The organism is Mycobacterium sp., from assembly GCF_035570115.1.
Lineage (GTDB): Bacteria > Actinomycetota > Actinomycetes > Mycobacteriales > Mycobacteriaceae > Mycobacterium.
In genome coordinates, this window is sequence record NZ_DATMLH010000185.1 from 26,978 (window position 1) to 42,871 (window position 15,894).

Annotated in this window: 12 protein-coding genes; 5 read left to right on the forward strand and 7 right to left on the reverse strand. The window is 65.9% G+C overall.

Annotation, left to right across the window (positions count from 1 at the left end):
- The first annotated feature begins 23 nt into the window (after window positions 1-23).
- Complete coding sequence (locus VNW74_RS16735; RefSeq protein WP_325678733.1) at window positions 24-272, forward strand: hypothetical protein; 249 nt, start codon at window positions 24-26, stop codon at window positions 270-272.
- Here the strand turns inward: VNW74_RS16735 and uvrA are convergent.
- Entirely contained in the window at window positions 269-3,184 is a 2,916-nt protein-coding gene (gene uvrA, locus VNW74_RS16740; RefSeq protein ID WP_325678735.1) for an excinuclease ABC subunit UvrA, read from the reverse strand. The genes VNW74_RS16735 and uvrA overlap by 4 nt on opposite strands.
- Window positions 3,185-3,295: 111 nt before the next feature.
- Here uvrA and VNW74_RS16745 point away from each other — a divergent pair, with 111 nt between their 5' ends.
- Both VNW74_RS16745 and VNW74_RS16750 read left to right on the forward strand, forming a co-directional pair.
- Complete coding sequence (locus tag VNW74_RS16745; protein ID WP_325678737.1) at window positions 3,296-3,973, forward strand: MBL fold metallo-hydrolase; 678 nt, start codon at window positions 3,296-3,298, stop codon at window positions 3,971-3,973.
- Window positions 3,974-4,185: 212 nt separating this feature from the next.
- Window positions 4,186-5,697, forward strand: coding sequence for an Hsp70 family protein (locus tag VNW74_RS16750; RefSeq protein ID WP_325678739.1), 1,512 nt, complete (start codon window positions 4,186-4,188; stop codon window positions 5,695-5,697).
- Between the two features lie 12 nt (window positions 5,698-5,709).
- Here the strand turns inward: VNW74_RS16750 and VNW74_RS16755 are convergent, their stop codons facing one another.
- The 3 genes from VNW74_RS16755 to VNW74_RS16765 are packed head-to-tail and all read right to left on the reverse strand — an operon-like array spanning window position 5,710 to window position 7,507.
- Window positions 5,710-6,249, reverse strand: a complete 540-nt coding sequence (locus tag VNW74_RS16755; protein WP_325678741.1) for an SDR family oxidoreductase — start codon at window positions 6,247-6,249, stop codon at window positions 5,710-5,712.
- Window positions 6,197-7,048, reverse strand: a complete 852-nt coding sequence (locus tag VNW74_RS16760; protein WP_325678743.1) for an SDR family NAD(P)-dependent oxidoreductase — start codon at window positions 7,046-7,048, stop codon at window positions 6,197-6,199. The genes VNW74_RS16755 and VNW74_RS16760 overlap by 53 nt, the downstream gene beginning before the upstream one ends.
- A gap of 15 nt (window positions 7,049-7,063) precedes the next feature.
- Window positions 7,064-7,507, reverse strand: a complete 444-nt coding sequence (locus tag VNW74_RS16765) for a universal stress protein (RefSeq protein ID WP_325678745.1) — start codon at window positions 7,505-7,507, stop codon at window positions 7,064-7,066.
- Window positions 7,508-7,829: 322 nt separating this feature from the next.
- On the opposite strand from VNW74_RS16765, the gene VNW74_RS16770 reads away from it, so the two are divergent.
- Window positions 7,830-9,392, forward strand: coding sequence for a hypothetical protein (locus VNW74_RS16770; RefSeq protein ID WP_325678747.1), 1,563 nt, complete (start codon window positions 7,830-7,832; stop codon window positions 9,390-9,392).
- Between the two features lie 71 nt (window positions 9,393-9,463).
- On the forward strand, window positions 9,464-10,183 hold the full coding sequence (locus VNW74_RS16775) for an MgtC/SapB family protein (RefSeq protein ID WP_325678749.1): 720 nt from the start codon (window positions 9,464-9,466) through the stop codon (window positions 10,181-10,183).
- Window positions 10,184-10,205: 22 nt separating this feature from the next.
- On the opposite strand, the gene VNW74_RS16780 is transcribed toward VNW74_RS16775, so the two are convergent.
- Genes VNW74_RS16780 through VNW74_RS16790 form a run of 3 tightly spaced genes read right to left on the reverse strand, consistent with a single transcriptional unit; the run spans window position 10,206 to window position 15,854 of the window.
- Window positions 10,206-11,609: an MFS transporter gene (locus tag VNW74_RS16780; protein WP_325678751.1), complete on the reverse strand. Its 1,404-nt coding sequence runs from the start codon at window positions 11,607-11,609 to the stop codon at window positions 10,206-10,208.
- Window positions 11,606-13,765 (reverse strand): excinuclease ABC subunit UvrB, encoded by a 2,160-nt coding sequence (gene uvrB, locus VNW74_RS16785; RefSeq protein WP_325678753.1) that lies wholly within the window; start codon window positions 13,763-13,765, stop codon window positions 11,606-11,608. Before uvrB ends, VNW74_RS16780 begins: the two co-directional genes overlap by 4 nt.
- A gap of 40 nt (window positions 13,766-13,805) precedes the next feature.
- Window positions 13,806-15,854: a serine/threonine-protein kinase gene (locus VNW74_RS16790; protein ID WP_325678755.1), complete on the reverse strand. Its 2,049-nt coding sequence runs from the start codon at window positions 15,852-15,854 to the stop codon at window positions 13,806-13,808.
- Between the last annotated feature and the right edge of the window lie 40 nt (window positions 15,855-15,894).

Genomic DNA, 15,894 nt, shown 5'->3' on the forward strand with positions numbered 1-15,894 from the left:
ACCGGCACGGGTACCGTGAAACCATGCCCGATGAGCCGACGAGTTCCGCCGCGGAGTCCGACGTCGACCCGGGATACACGAGCTCGGGCGTTCCGACGTTCGATTCGGTCCGCGAGAAGATCGACACGCGTTACGAGACATCAATCGGCGCAGCCGAATTGGATGCCGAGAGCCCCGAAGGCCGTGACGTCGAGGAGCAATACCAGGAGCGGCAGCGCGCGGCGGCCGAACGGCTGGCCGAAATCCGCGAATCGATGCGCGACGAGAGCTAGGCGCTGACCTTGCGCCGCCGGTTTGAGCGCCGAGGCGCGCTGCTCGATGCCCCGGTGCCGCTGAGTGTTTCGGCGAGGAACTTGCCGGTATAGCTTTCCGGTACCGCCGCGATGTCCTCCGGCGTGCCCTCGGCGACGATGGTTCCCCCTTCGGCGCCGCCCTCCGGCCCCATGTCGATGATCCAGTCCGACGTCTTGATCACGTCCAGGTTGTGCTCGATGACGATCACCGTATTGCCTTTGTCGACAAGGCCGTTGATGACGTCCAACAACTTGCGGATGTCGTCGAAATGCAGACCGGTGGTGGGTTCGTCGAGGATGTACACGGTGCGTCCGGTGGAGCGCTTCTGCAACTCCGACGCCAGCTTCACGCGCTGCGCCTCACCACCCGACAGCGTGGGCGCCGGCTGACCGAGCCGCACATATCCCAGGCCGACATCGACCAGAGTTTGCAGATAGCGGTGGATGCCGGTGATCGGCTGAAAGAACTCCGCGGCCTCCTCGATCGACATGTCGAGCACCTCGGAGATGGTCTTGCCCTTGTAGTGCACCTCAAGGGTTTCCCGGTTGTAGCGGGCGCCGTGACACACCTCGCACGGCACGTACACGTCGGGCAGGAAGTTCATCTCGATCTTGATGGTGCCGTCGCCCGTGCACGCCTCGCAGCGCCCGCCTTTGACGTTGAACGAGAACCGGCCCGGTTGATAGCCGCGAACCTTGGCTTCGGTGGTCGCGGCAAAAAGAGTGCGGATCTTGTCGAAGACCCCGGTGTAGGTGGCCGGATTCGATCGCGGCGTGCGACCGATCGGCGACTGATCGACGCGCACCAGTTTGTCCACCTGGTCCAGCCCGGTTACGCGGACATGCCGACCCGGAACCTGCCGGGCGCCGTTGAGCCTGTTCGCGAGCACCGCGGCCAGGATGTCATTGACCAGCGTCGACTTGCCGGAGCCGGACACCCCGGTCACCGACGTCAGCACACCGAGCGGAAAAGACACATCGATGTTGCGCAGGTTGTGCTCGTGGGCGCCGACGACGGTGAGCCGGCGTCGCTTGTCGATCGGGCGGCGAATCGCCGGGGTGGCAATGCTTTCCTTGCCGGACAGGTAGGCGCCGGTGATCGAGTCTTTATTGGCCAACAGTTCGCTGTAGGTGCCGCTGTGCACGATGCGGCCACCGTGCTCGCCGGCTCCCGGGCCGATGTCGACGATCCAGTCGGCGTGCGCGATCGTGTCCTCATCGTGCTCGACGACGATCAGCGTGTTCCCCAAAGCCCTTAAGCGGGTGAGGGTTTCGATCAGACGGCGGTTGTCCCGCTGGTGCAGGCCGATCGACGGCTCGTCGAGCACGTAGAGCACGCCGACCAAGCCGGAGCCGATCTGGGTGGCCAGCCGGATACGCTGCGCCTCACCGCCGGACAGCGTGGCCGCCGCACGGGACAGCGACAGGTACTCCAGCCCGACGTCGAGCAGAAAGCCCAGCCGTGACTGGATTTCCTTGAGCACCTGGCCGGCGATGGCTTGTTCGCGTGAGCCCAGGGTGAGCGCGTTCAGGAACTCCGCGCAGTCCGAGATGGACAGCTCGCAAACCTCGGCGATGGACTTCGCACCACGCTCCCCCGCGGTCAGGGTGACGGCCAGGATTTCCGGCTTGAGCCGAGTGCCGTCGCACACCGGGCACGGCACATCGCGCATGAAGCCCTCGTAGCGCTCCTTCATCAGCTCGGATTCGGTCTGTTCCATCTTGCGTTGCAGGAACGCCAGCACACCTTCGAAGTCGGCGTAGTAAGAGCGGGTGCGTCCGTAGCGGTTGCGGTAGCGGACGTGCACCTGCTCGTCGCAGCCCTCCAGAATCGCCTTGCGTGCCTTGGCCGGTAACTTGCGCCACGGCGTGTCGACGTCGAAGCCCATCGCCTCGCCGAGGCTGGCCAGCATCCGGGTGAAGTATTCCGAGGTATGGCCCATCGACCACGGCGCCACCGCCCCCTGCGCCAGGGTGCGGTCGGGGTCGGGCACCACCAGGTCAGGGTCGACCTCTTTGCGGATTCCCAGACCGGCGCACTCCGGGCAGGCGCCATACGGCGAGTTGAACGAAAACGACCGCGGCTCAAGGTCGTCGACCGCCAGCGCGTGCCCGTTGGGGCAGGCGAGCTTCTCGGAGAACCGCTGCTCCCGGTTGTGCGCGTCATGCTCATGGTCGACAAATTCCAGCACCACGATGCCGTCGGCCAGGTTCAGCGCGGTTTCCACCGAATCGGTGAGCCGCTGCTTGGCGGTGAGTTTGACCGTCAGGCGGTCCACCACCACCTCGATGTCGTGCTTTTCCTGCTTTTTCAGCTTGGGCGGATCGGTCAGCGAATGCACCACGCCGTCGACCCGCACCCGGCTGTAGCCCTGGGCGTTGAGTTTCTCGAACAGGTCGGCGAACTCGCCCTTGCGGGTCCGCACCACCGGGGCGAGCACCTGGAATCGGGTGCCTTCGGGCATCGCCAACACCTGATCGACGATCTGCTGCGGCGTCTGGCGGGCGATCCGCTCGCCACAGACCGGGCAGTGCGGGGTGCCCGCGCGCGCATACAGCAGTCGCAGGTAGTCGTACACCTCGGTGATCGTCCCGACCGTCGACCGCGGGTTGCGGTTCGTCGACTTCTGGTCGATGGACACCGCCGGGGACAGCCCCTCGATGAAGTCGACGTCGGGCTTGTCCATCTGCCCCAAAAACTGTCGCGCGTAAGCCGACAGCGATTCCACGTAGCGCCGCTGCCCCTCGGCGAAGATGGTGTCGAACGCCAGCGACGACTTGCCTGAACCGGACAGCCCGGTGAAGACGATCAGCGCGTCGCGCGGCAAGTCGAGGTCGACGCTGCGCAGGTTGTGCTCACGCGCACCCTTGACGATCAGGCGGTCAGCCACCGGCTCCCTTCCGGGTCATTGTGCGGTCATGACGGACGGCGCATCACACACGTCATCCCCATGCTATGTGCCCATACCGACAACCCGCTCTCGGCCAGTACCGTGACTCGTATGACCGTCTTGGACGACAACTACACCGGGCACGTCGAACCCGGTACCGCCGCAAAACGCACCCTTCCGGGCGTATCGATCGTGAAAGCGTCAGTCGGCCCCATGGACAACAACGCCTACCTGGTGACGTGTTCCGCGACCGGGGAAACGCTGCTGATCGACGCCGCCAACGACCCCGACGTTCTCATCGATCTGGTGCGCGGGCACGCCCCGAAGGTGTCCCTGATCGTGACCAGCCACCAGCATTTCGACCACTGGCAGGCGCTGGAAGCGTTGGCTCAGGCCACCGGCGCGCCGACCGCCGCACACGAGATCGACGCCGACCCGCTGCCGGTCAAGCCGGACCGCCTGCTGGCGGGCGGTGACACCGTGCAAATCGGCGAGCTGACGTTCCACGTGATCCATTTGCGCGGGCACACGCCCGGTTCGGTCGCGCTGGCTCTCGATGGTCCCGCCACCGGCGGAGTCACCCAGCTCTTCACCGGTGACTGCCTGTTCCCGGGCGGCGTCGGCAAGACGTGGCAGCCCGGGGACTTCACTCAGCTGCTCGAGGACGTCACCACCCGGGTGTTTGACGTCTATGGTGACTCCACCGTCGTCTATCCCGGTCACGGTGACGACACCACCTTGGGCGCCGAGCGCCCCAACCTTGCGGACTGGCGCGAGCGGGGTTGGTGACGCGCTGAGGGCCTGCTGAGATTGACCCGACTGTGCCGCGACGGCTGACGGATCTCGATCCGATCGAGTGCGGCTGTAACGGCTCGATTCCCGAGCTGAGATGGTGCCCCGGGCCGGTTGACGGGCCGGGGCACCCTGGCGTCTGAGCGGCGGTCGCGGCTGCTGAGCGAAAGCGCCGCGAAATCCGTTCAGCGGCGCCTAAACTCAGCGCGATGAGGGTGGGAATCGACTTCGGCACAACGCATACGGTCGCGGCGGTCGTCGACCGGGGTAACTATCCCGTCGTGTCATTTGACGGGGTCGACACCTGGCCGTCGATCATCGCCGCCAACGACGCCGGCGAATTGCGCTTCGGGTTGGACGCCGCCGCCGTCCGTCGCGACCCGGGCTGGTCGGTGCTGCGGTCGTTCAAACGCTTGCTCAGCGAAGGTGGGCCGAGAACGACGGTGGAGCTGGCTGGGCGCCGCTATCCGCTGGCCGACCTGTTGGTGGGCTTTCTTGCCCAGCTGAGGAGCGACTTGCAGACCCGTTCGAACGCCGAAATGGCGCCGGGCGAGCGTGTCGAAGCCGCGGTCAGTGTGCCGGCCAACGCCTCCAGCGCGCAGCGCTTCCTAACGCTGGACGCCTTCGCACAGGCCGGCTTCGAGGTGATCGCCCTGCTCAACGAACCGTCCGCGGCCGGCTTCGAATACGCCCACCGCTACCGTTCGACGATTACCGCCAAGCGCGAATACGTGCTGATCTACGACCTCGGTGGCGGAACGTTCGACGCGTCGCTGCTGAAGATGACGGGGCGATTGAACGAGGTCGTCGTCAGCGAGGGCATCCAGCGCCTCGGCGGCGATGACTTCGATGAGACGATCCTCAAGCTCGTTCGTAAGGGCGCCCGGCTGCGCAAGCTGGACGCGGACGCGCGCGATCTGCTGCTGGAGGAATGCGCGGTCCGCAAGGAGGCCGTCGGGCCCAACACCCGCCGATTCCTGGTGGACCTGTCCGCGGTCGGCACGCCGCCGTTTTCCTGCGGAATCGATGACGTCTACGCGGTCTGCGCACCACTGATCGAGAAGACGGTTGGCGTTCTCTCCCGCGTGCTGCACGACCCGGACGGCGACGGCATCGACTGGTCCGAGGTGGCGGGCATCTATGTGGTCGGAGGCGGCGGGGGCTTCCCGCTCGTCGCCCGGATGTTGCGCACCGCGTTCGACGAGAAACGCGTCAAGCGCTCACTGCACCCGTTCGCGGCGACCGCGATCGGCTTGGCGGCCTTCCTCGACAAAGAAGCGGGATTTGCTCTGTCCGAACGTCTTTCACGATACTTCGGGGTATTTCGCGAAGCGCTCGCCGGCGAGGATGTCTGCTTCGATCCGATCGTGCCCAAAGGCGCCCAGTTGCCCGCCGCGGGCCAGCCTCCGTTCATCGTCACCCGGACTTACCGCGCGGCGCACAACATCGGACACTTCCGCTTCGTGGAGTGCAGTCGGCTGCGCGACGGCCGCCCCGATGGCGACGTGACGCCGTATGATCCCGTTTTCTTCCCGTTCGATCCGGATCTCGACGACGGGGACCTGCAGCGCCAACCGGTGCGACGCCGCGACGGCGGCCCGGACGTCGAGGAACGCTACGTCATCACGCCCTCCGGAGCGGTGGAGGTGACGCTCACGACGCGCCCGGAGCGGCTGACCCGAACATTTCGCTTGGCCCGCCACGACCTCGCCACCGCGTGATGCGAGCGCCGCTTACGGCGCGGCGTCGAGATCGGGCGTCCAGGCCACCCCGTTGATGTGGCTGCCGCCGTCGACGAACAGCGTGTTGCCGGTGAGGTAGCGGCAGCCCTCGCCGGCCAGGAACAGCGCAACCGGGGCGATATCGAGGTATGGATCTCCGATCCGGCCCATCGGATTCATCGCGTCGGCGAACGCGGCGACGTCGTAGCCGCTGCCGTCCTCGTTGTGCCGAACCAGAATCGACTCGCACACCGCCACCGCCTCGTCGCCGGCGACGTCGATGTGCACCGGACCCAGGAAATGGGCGGAACCGCCGCCGATCAGCCCTTGGTGGGCCGGTGATCGCACCATCTCGGCCATATCGGCCCGGCTGCGCATGTGCCAGCCGTCGACGTCGTATTCGCCGTCTTCTGTCCACAGCCCAGCGACCGCATCGGCCTCTCCGGCGTCTGCCAGCGGTCCGTAGGACGCCATCAGGCGAGCGATGGCCAGCTCGTCTTCAGCCCGGCGCAGCCGTTGTTCCAGCACGGCGAGTCGCTCCTCTACCGTCATCTCGCTTCCTCTCCGCGCGCAAAAGCCTCTGCATGGTGCGATGAGCGGCGAGAACGGCCCCAGCCCGGTCAGGGTCGTTGCGCGAGGCCGCAGACGTCTCGTTGCCGCTGACGACGTGCACCGGGCCGCGGCCCAACCACTCCAACCCCTCACGTGCCACGTCGGCGGGCTCGGCCACGACGATCCCGGGGGTATCGAAGTTCAAGCCGGCCCGTTCCATCGCCGGTGTCCTGGTGACCCCGAGGACGAGCTCCAGCACGTCGACTCCGTGGTCGCGCAGCTCCAACCAGAGTCCTTCGGCGAAAATCCTGGTGAACGCCTTGACGCCGCCGTAGACGGTCTGACGCGCCGACCCCAGGTAGCCGGCGAGCGACCCGAGCAACACGATGCCGCCTCGCCGCCTGGCGCGCATCGCCTGTCCGTAGTGGTGCACCAGCGCTAACGGTGTCGAGAGGTTGAGATCGATGACGTGCCGAAACTCGACCAGATCACCGTCGAGGAACTCATGACTGTGCGTATTTGCGCCCGCCACCAGGATCAACAGGCCCACTTCGAGCCCGGAGGTCGCTGCCGCGATGCGAGTGCAGGCGGCGGGGTCGCTCAGGTCGGCCTGCACGGTACGGACCTCGCCACCGTTTCGGCGGCAGCGATCGGCGGTCTGCTGCAGCGGGTCAGCCTTGCGGGCAACCAGCACCAGGTTCAAACCCGCTTCGGCGAGCAGCTGCGCGAATTCGGCGCCGACACCCTCCGAGCCCCCGGCGATGAGCGCCCACGGCCCGTATTTCGCGGTATCGACCACCGGGCTGACGAGCGCTTATGTCGTGGTGTGCACGATCAGCACGTCGACCTTGGCCCGGCGCGAGACGTTGGCGGGCACCGATCCCAGTAGCCGGCCGGCAATCGTGCTCAGGCCGACGTTGCCGACGACGAGGAGATCGGCGCCGACGTCCTCTGCGAGCCCGACCAGCGCGTCAACCGGGGCGCCGACAATTGAGCGTTCTTCGACGTTCTTGGCGCCGGCGGCGCGGGCCCGCTCCCTGGCCTCCTGCAGGATCGCGTAGATCGGCGCGGCGCCGTGCGTCTTGTAGCTTTCGTCCCTCAACGCGTCGGCGGCGCGAGGATCGTCAGCCTGGGGCAAGTACGCCGACGCCACGATCAGCTTGGCGTTCGCCCCGGCGATGGTGCCCGCCCGGTCCACCGCGCGCAGCGACGAGTCCGAGCCGTCGGTTCCTACCACCACGGTCCGATAGGCGCTCATTTACCCTCCCAGGTGTTGGTTGCTACGCCAACCCAAGACAGTATCCCTTTGCCTGATCCAATGGCCCGATTTGAGATACGCGGACGCAGCGGCGATCCGCCTCGTACCGAGCGGCCGCGAGGCGCTGCCGGGCGGCAATCCCGCCAGCAAGACCAATCGACGAGCAGCTAATACGCTTAAATCCTTTGACGCGCAGGCTATTTACCTGAATTAGACCGCGACAGGTCAGTTCGCCGGCGTTGGTACCGCTCAGCGGACCGGATAATGACCAGGCAGGACGGGTAATCAGATTCACCACGGAGCCCTTACAGTGACACACATCATGATCACGCCGATAATCGACGAGCCCAAGACGGCTGTTGCCGCGAGCTACTCGCCTCCGCAGCGCCGCGGCAGGCTGCTTGACCCGCTTGCGGTCGCGTTGCTGGCCGCAGTGATCGGCGGCGCCGGGGCGAGCCGGCCGTCGCTGTGGTTCGACGAGAGCGCGACCATTTCCGCTTCGGCGAGCCGTTCGTTGCCTGAACTGTGGCGGTTGCTGAGCCACATCGACGCGGTGCACGGCTTGTTCTACCTGCTGATGCACGCCTGGTTCGCGGTCTTCCCGGCGACTGAGTTCTGGACGCGGGTCCCCAGTTGCCTGGCGATTGGAGCCGCGGCCGCCGGCGTTGTGGTGTTCGGCAGGCAGTTCTCGTCACGCAGCATCGCGGTCTGCGCGGGTGTCGTTTTCGCGATCCTGCCGCGCGTGACCTGGGCCGGTGTCGAAGGCCGCTCCTATGGCCTTACGGCGGCCACCGCCATCTGGTTGACCCTGCTGCTGGTCACCTCGATACGCCGAAACAGGTGGTGGCTGTGGCTGCTCTACGCGGTTGCCCTGCTGTTGTCCGTACTGCTCAACATTTACCTGGTGTTGCTGGTGCCGGCCTACGCCGTGGTCATGTCGGTGTTCGGACGGCGAAAATCCCTCGTGCTGTGGTGGGCCGCCACCTCGGCGGCGGCGGTCGCGATCATGACGCCGTTCATGGTGTTCGCGCATGGCCAGAGATTTCAGGTCGCCTGGATCTCACGGCTCAGTTGGCACAGCGTGATCGACGTTCTGCAACACCAGTTTTTCGACAATAGCGTGCCGTTCTCGGTCCTGACGGCGATGATTCTCTTGGCCGCGCTCGCATTTCGATTGACCGGCCGCTGGGAACTGGATGGCGATACCCGCCGACTGCTGATCGTCTGCGCGGCATGGATTGTCGTGCCCACGGCCGTCAGCCTCATTTACTCGGCGATCACCGATCCGTTCTATTACCCGCGATATCTGTTCTTCACCACGCCTGCGATGGCGCTCATACTGGCCGTCTGCATCGTCGCTGTCGCGCGTCAACCACGCTGGATCGCCGCGGTCCTGGTATTGCTGGCCGTGGCGGGTTTTCCGAATTATGTTCTGTCGCAACGGCAGCGCTATGCCAAAGAAGGCTGGGACTACAGCGATGTCGCTGACCTCATCGGCACCCATGCCGCACCCGGGGATTGCCTGTTGGTCGACAACACGGTGGATTGGCTACCCGGGCCGATCCGAGCGCTGCTTGCGGCTCGTCCGGCGGCCTTCCGGCCATTGATCGACATCGGCCGTGGTCGGCGCGGATCCGAGCGCGGCACTCTCTGGGACGGCCACGTGGCGGTATGGCTGGTGACAGGTCGGCTGTACAAATGCACCACGCTGTGGACGATTTCCAGTCATGACACGACACTGCCGGATCACCAAAGCGGGAATTCGCTGCCGCCGGGGCGGGTGCTAAGACGCGCGCCCGCGTATGTGACGCCGAGCCTGGTTGCGTTTCGCATCGTCGAGCGTTGGCAATTCCATCGCACCCAGGTTGTTAAGTCGACCCGCTGAAGCCGCGCGGTCGCAGCATCGCATCCTGAGGCCGTCGCCGATGCCTCGTGGGTCGACTAGGTTTGACGAATATGCAGATCTGGCTTGCGGGCCCGCTGTTGGGCGGCACCGCGCAGGGCAGCCGACACCTCATCGAGCTTTTCGCCGCGTTCGGGCTCACCGCACTCATCGGCCTGGAACGCACCATCCAGGGCAAGGTCGCTGGATTGCGGACTCAGACCATTGTCGGCACCTCGTCGGCATTGATCATGTTGATCAGTAAATACGGGTTCGGCGACGTTCTGTCCGCACAAACCATTGAGCTGGACCCGTCCCGGGTTGCCGCCCAAATCGTCTCAGGCATCGGCTTTTTGGGCGCAGGGATCATCATCACTCGACGCGGTGCGGTGCATGGGCTTACCACTGCGGCAGCGGTGTGGGAATCGGCCGCGATCGGCATGGCGGCCGGCGCCGGCCTGCTGTTGCTGGCCATCGCTGTCGTGGCGTTGCACTTCGTCAGCGCACTCGCCTTCAACGTGGTGGAGCGACAGCTCAATGCGCGGCTGCGGGGGTCCGTGCGGCTGCACATCGTCTACGAAAGCGGTCGGGGTGTGTTGCGCCAGCTGCTGCAAGTCTGCGGGCAGCGAAAGTGGCAGCTCACCGAACTCGATGCGGACCCGCACGACTACGAACGCGATCAGGTCGGGTTAACGATGACGCTGACGGGGTCCAAGGTCATCACCGCGGCACAGGTGCTCGCCAGCGTCGACGGCGTGTCCGCGGTGGTTCCGGCCGAGGAAGACCCGGACTGACGGATGCGTCGCCGACTGCGGGTCAGCGCTGTCCCCGAGTAGCCCGGTTGGAGGCCACCGCGCCTACCGCGCCCAGCGCCGCGAACACTGCTAACAGCCAACGGGCGGCCATGGCCCCACCGCCCCCGACGCTGTTGACCACGACGCCGGCCAGTCCAGCGCCGAACGCTCCGGAGATCAGCTGCACGGTGTTGATCGCCGCGGCAGCGGTTCCAGCTTCGTTCGCGTCGTTGACCGATTGCATCGCCCACGCCGACAGGTGCGGCCAGGACGCCCCGATGCCCGTCCCGCTGATCATCAGCGCCAGTGCCCACAGCGCCACAAGGCCCGCCGACGCGTGATCGACCTGGGTAGCCGCGCCCAACGCCAGGCCCGCGGCCATGATCAACGGTGCGGCAGCGACCACGGCGGCAATGACGCGCCCGCTGCTCAGCGATGCACTGACGACCTCGCTGACAGTCCAGCCGACCGCCAGCGCCGCGCCCAAAAAGCCGGCCGCCAACGGATTCAGATGCGCCAGGCGTTGCCCAAAGAACGGCACATACATGTCGGCCATCGCCGCGGCCATCAGCAGCGCCTCCGTCAGATAGATCCACTTCAGTGGACCCGAACCGAATGCGCTGGGAGGCAATACCGCCAGCGACACCCGCCGATCAACCACCACAAACACGGCGACCAAGAGCACGCTGGCCGCCAGCAACCCGGTGGCCGCGACGCCGTTGTGTGGGACCTCCGCGACGCTGACCGCCAGCGCGGCAGCCCCCAAGAGCAGCAGCGACCACACCGGTATTTTCAGCACCGGCGCAGCGTCGCTCTGATTGCCGCGGCCGGCCGGGAGCACCAGCGGAACCAGCACCGCCATCGCGGCGGTCAGCATCGCCATCGCGCCGAACGCCCAGCGCCACAGCCCGAACTGGGCAAAAACGCCACCGACTGCCGGGCCGATCACTGTGGCGACGCCCCACATCGCCGATACCAGCGCCGAAGCCCGGGTCCACAGCGCTTGTGGCAGCGCGGAGCTGATCACCGCGTAGCCCAGCCCGGCCAACAGCCCGCCCGCCGCCCCCTGCAAGGTGCGGCCCGCTAGCAGCACCTCCATGTTGGGAGCCGCCGCGCACACCACGCTGCCGATCCCAAAGGCAGCCAATCCCAACAGATATGACGAGCGCGCCCCGAGTCGCAGCACGGCCGCATTGACCGTGGTGGCCGCGATCACCGATCCGACCAGGTACAGGGTTGTCACCCATGCATACAGACGCTCACCGCCGATGTCGGCGATGGCGTTCGGCAGCAGGCTGATCGTCAGGAACTCGTTGATCGCATACAGGGCGACCCCGCCAGCGAGCAGCATCGAGGTGCCCAGAAATCGCGGACCGAGCAGCGTGCGCCAACTGCCGGTCAATGCTGTGCTATTGGATGAGCTCACTTCAGACCGGCGGCGTCCATTCCGCGCAGTTCTTTCTTCAAGTCGGCGATCTCGTCGCGGAACCGGGCAGCCAGCTCGAATTGCAGGTCCCGCGCCGCGGCCATCATCTGCTCGGTGAGATCTTTGATCAGGTCGGCCAACTCGGCGCGCGGCATGCTGGCGGTGTCGCGGCCCTCGAACACACCCGCGCTGACCGCCCGGCCGGGCGCACCCTGGGCCCGACGGCCGCGCGACACATTGCGCCCGGATCCGCCGATTTCGACCGCGTCGGTGTCCTCGGCCTCGCGGTAGACCTGGTCGAGAATGTCCGCGATCTTCTTGCGCAGCGGTTGCGGATCGATCCCGAGGGCCTCGTTGTAGGCGATCTGCTTGGCGCGCCGGCGGTCGGTCTCGTCGATGGCCTCTTTCATCGAATCGGTGATCCTGTCGGCGTACATGTGCACTTCGCCGGACACGTTGCGGGCGGCGCGGCCGATGGTCTGGATCAGGCTGCGCGACGACCGCAGAAAGCCTTCCTTGTCGGCGTCGAGGATCGAGACCAGCGACACTTCGGGCAGGTCCAGCCCCTCCCGCAGCAGGTTGATGCCGACCAGGACGTCGTAGTCGCCGAGCCGCAGCTGGCGCAGCAGCTCGACCCGGCGCAACGTATCGACCTCAGAGTGCAGGTAGCGGACCCGGATGCCCATTTCCAGCAGGTAGTCGGTGAGGTCTTCGGCCATTTTCTTGGTCAGCGTCGTCACCAGCACGCGCTCGTCGGCTTCGGTGCGTTTGCGGATCTCCGAGATCAGATCGTCGATCTGACCCTTGGTGGGCTTGACGACGACCTGCGGGTCGACCAGGCCGGTGGGCCGGATCACCTGCTCGACGAACTCCCCACCGGATTGGCTGAGCTCATAGGGGCCCGGGGTTGCCGACAGGTAGACCGTCTGCCCGATCCGGCCGGCGAACTCTTCCCAGGTCAGCGGTCGGTTATCGCATGCCGACGGTAACCGGAATCCATATTCGACCAGGTTGCGCTTGCGCGACATGTCGCCCTCGTACATGCCGCCGATTTGCGGCACGGTGACATGCGACTCGTCGATGACCAGTAGGAAGTCCTCCGGGAAGTAGTCGAGCAGCGTCGCCGGCGGCGTGCCGGGCCCACGGCCGTCGATGTGCCGTGAGTAGTTCTCGATACCGGAGCAGAACCCGACTTGGCGCATCATCTCGATGTCGTAGTTGGTGCGCATCCGCAGCCGTTGCGCCTCCAGTAGCTTGCCCTGGCCTTCCAGCTCGGCAAGCCGCTCGGCAAGTTCTTCCTCGATGGTGGAGATCGCGTGTGCCATCCGCTCGGGACCGGCCACGTAGTGGGTGGCCGGGAAGATGCGCAGCGAGTCGACCTTGCGGATCACCTCACCGGTCAGCGGGTGCAGGTAGTACAGCGCCTCGATCTCGTCGCCGAAGTATTCGATGCGGACGGCCAATTCCTCGTAAGAGGGAATGATCTCGACGGTGTCGCCCCGCACCCGAAACGAGCCGCGAGTGAACGACAGATCGTTGCGGGCGTACTGCACGTCGACCAGCAGCCGCAGCAGCCCGTCGCGGGGCACCTCGCTGCCCACCTGCAGCTCGACGGAACGGTCCAGGTAGGACTGCGGCGTGCCCAGGCCGTAGATGCACGACACCGAAGCCACGACAACGACGTCGCGGCGCGACAACAGCGACGACGTCGCGGAATGCCGCAACCGCTCCACATCGTCGTTGATCGAGCTGTCCTTTTCGATGTAAGTGTCCGTCTGCGCGATGTACGCCTCTGGCTGGTAGTAGTCGTAATAGGAGACGAAGTACTCGACAGCGTTGTGCGGCAACATCTCTCGGAGCTCGTTGGCCAACTGCGCGGCTAGCGTCTTGTTGGGCGCCATCACCAGAGTCGGGCGCTGCAACCGCTCGATCAGCCATGCGGTAGTTGCCGACTTCCCGGTGCCGGTAGCACCCAACAGCACCACGTCGTGCTCCCCCGCCAGAATTCGCCGCTCCAGCTCGGCGATGGCCGCTGGCTGATCGCCGGCCGGGTCATGCGGGCTGACCACCTCGAAGTACCCACCGGCGCGCACCATGTCCTCGACAGGGCGGTATTCGGAGTGAGCGACAATCGGATGCTCGGTCGCGAAAGCCATGCTCACCAGGGTAGGCCGGACCACCGACAAACCGAGGGTGTCATCCGTGCTGACGGGTCCACACCAGGGTCCCAGGATCGCATTGGATCAGGTACCCGTCGTCCGACTTGGACATCGCGAAGACGGGGACGTTCGGCTCGTCACACGACGTCCCGGTGGAATGCACGCCGGTCGTGGCAGGCGCCTTGTCCCAGGTATTGGCTTCACACACGATCTGCGTGTTGGCCGCGGAGTCGTAGGAAAGCTTGTCGACGTCGCTGCATACGCCACCGAGCACCGGCGCAGACGATGCCGTGGCGGGCACCGCCGTGTTCGCCGAAGCCTGCGCGGGATCGGCCACGACGACACCAGGGGGAACGTCACCGACCCGTGTCGCCAGGACCGGAATCCGCAGCATCGCCCCTTGCCCGCCACACTCGTTGCTCTGCACGGTCTGAGTCTGCACGCCGCGCAGCGTGCCGTCCGGTTGCGGCGTCAACGACCAAACCACGGTTTCGGACTGTGTCGCTGTCTGCGTTCCGTGTACCTGGCGGCACTGAGTCTGCACCTGCCGGGGAGCGCTCTGCCAGTGTCCGTCGACGAAATGCAGGACGCCAGTGTTGCCGGTGCCGGTGGTCTTCGCCGCTTGTTGGTTGGCGTTGTCCAACTTGGTCCCGGTCGCGGCGCACCCGGTTGCCGTGCAGGCGGAAAGGAAGGCCCACCAACTGGTTTGCACACCGTTGTTGTTGATCACACCGCTGGATGTCTGCTTCGCGCGGTCGTAGTCCAACCGATAGGCGCCGTCGAGCACCGGTTTTGCGGCGGCCGGAGTTGAGCCGGGCAGCACAGCGGATGCTGAGGACGTCGCATTGAAGCGAGCTGGTGACGCAGGGTTCGACTGCGGCTGATCGTCCCAGGAGAAGAAGGAAACGGCCCAGGTGATGGTCAGCGCAATGACCAGCGTGAGAGCGGTCGCGACGGCGATTCCGGTCTTGAGCGTGAATCTGCGACCGCGCTTCACCGAGGCGGCGCTGCGCCGCTTGAGGGCGCCGCGGCGGGAGACCTTCCCATTGAATGCGGCTGCGAAATCGCGGCACCGATCGAACCTGTCGGCCGGGTCCTTCGCGAGGGCTTTGAAGAACACGTCATCGAGGCGTGCCAGATCCGGGCGATGATCGCTGAGCCTGGGCGGAGCCGCGTGCAGATGCTGGCCGATCACGGCGACCGGGTTGGCATGCCGATACGGCGGCACACCGGTCAGCAAGTGAAATGCGCTGGCGGCCAGCGCGTACTGGTCGGCCCGCCCGTCGATGTTCGACCCGATCAACTGTTCCGGGGCGGCGTAGGCAACCGTTCCCACCGCGACATTCGTCTCGGTGATTCCGCTGATATCGGCGAGTTGACGGGCAACTCCGAAGTCCGCCAACAGAACCCGTCGTTCGTCGTCCTCGGGATGGGTCAGCAAGATGTTGGCGGGTTTCACGTCGCGGTGCAGCATCCCTCGCACATGCGCGTAGTCGAGTGCACCCGCGACAGCCGCGATGATCTCGCCGACGTCGCGTTCTGACATGCCGTTGCGGTAACGCTCTTTCACCAGTCGGGCTGCGTCGGTGCCCTCGACGTAGTCCATCGCGATCCAGAGTTGGCCTTCGAACTCGCCCCGGTCGTGCACCGCGACGATATGCGGGTGGAATAGCGTGGCCGCCAAATCCGCTTCCCGATTGAATCGCTCACGAAATTCGCCGTCGACTGTCATCTCCTTCGCAAGGACTTTCAGCGCATCGCGACGCGGTAGGCGCGGGTGCTTGGCGAGATAGACGTCGGCCATCCCGCCGGAGCCCAGCGGGCGCAAGATGGAGTAGCCGGCGAAGGCGGTACGGTTCCCGATGCCGCTGGACGCGATGCTGGCTTCGCCCTGTTGGCCGCCCGCGGCTTCGCCGCGATTCGGTATCGATCTGATCAGCGGCACCCGGTGGAGAAGTTCGGTGACAGCCAGATGCGGAAGCGATTGATAGCCGCGCCGCAGCATGTTGCGAGCACGCTGTTGGGCATTCACCGGTCGCCTTGCGACATCCCAGCGCTCCGTGCTGTTGTTCGTCTCCTCATCCATTTACCGTCACCCCCTCGTCTCTCCAAACTCTCTGCGCGCG

Coding starts and splice junctions, on each gene's coding strand:
- VNW74_RS16735 (WP_325678733.1), top strand. CDS start 24: ATGCCCGATGAGCCGACGAGTTCCGCCGCGGAGTCCGACGTCGACCCG.
- VNW74_RS16745 (WP_325678737.1), top strand. CDS start 3,296: ATGACCGTCTTGGACGACAACTACACCGGGCACGTCGAACCCGGTACC.
- VNW74_RS16750 (WP_325678739.1), top strand. CDS start 4,186: ATGAGGGTGGGAATCGACTTCGGCACAACGCATACGGTCGCGGCGGTC.
- VNW74_RS16755 (WP_325678741.1), bottom strand. CDS start 6,249: ATGACGGTAGAGGAGCGACTCGCCGTGCTGGAACAACGGCTGCGCCGG.
- VNW74_RS16765 (WP_325678745.1), bottom strand. CDS start 7,507: ATGAGCGCCTATCGGACCGTGGTGGTAGGAACCGACGGCTCGGACTCG.
- VNW74_RS16770 (WP_325678747.1), top strand. CDS start 7,830: ATGATCACGCCGATAATCGACGAGCCCAAGACGGCTGTTGCCGCGAGC.
- VNW74_RS16775 (WP_325678749.1), top strand. CDS start 9,464: ATGCAGATCTGGCTTGCGGGCCCGCTGTTGGGCGGCACCGCGCAGGGC.
- uvrB (WP_325678753.1), bottom strand. CDS start 13,765: ATGGCTTTCGCGACCGAGCATCCGATTGTCGCTCACTCCGAATACCGC.
- VNW74_RS16790 (WP_325678755.1), bottom strand. CDS start 15,854: ATGGATGAGGAGACGAACAACAGCACGGAGCGCTGGGATGTCGCAAGG.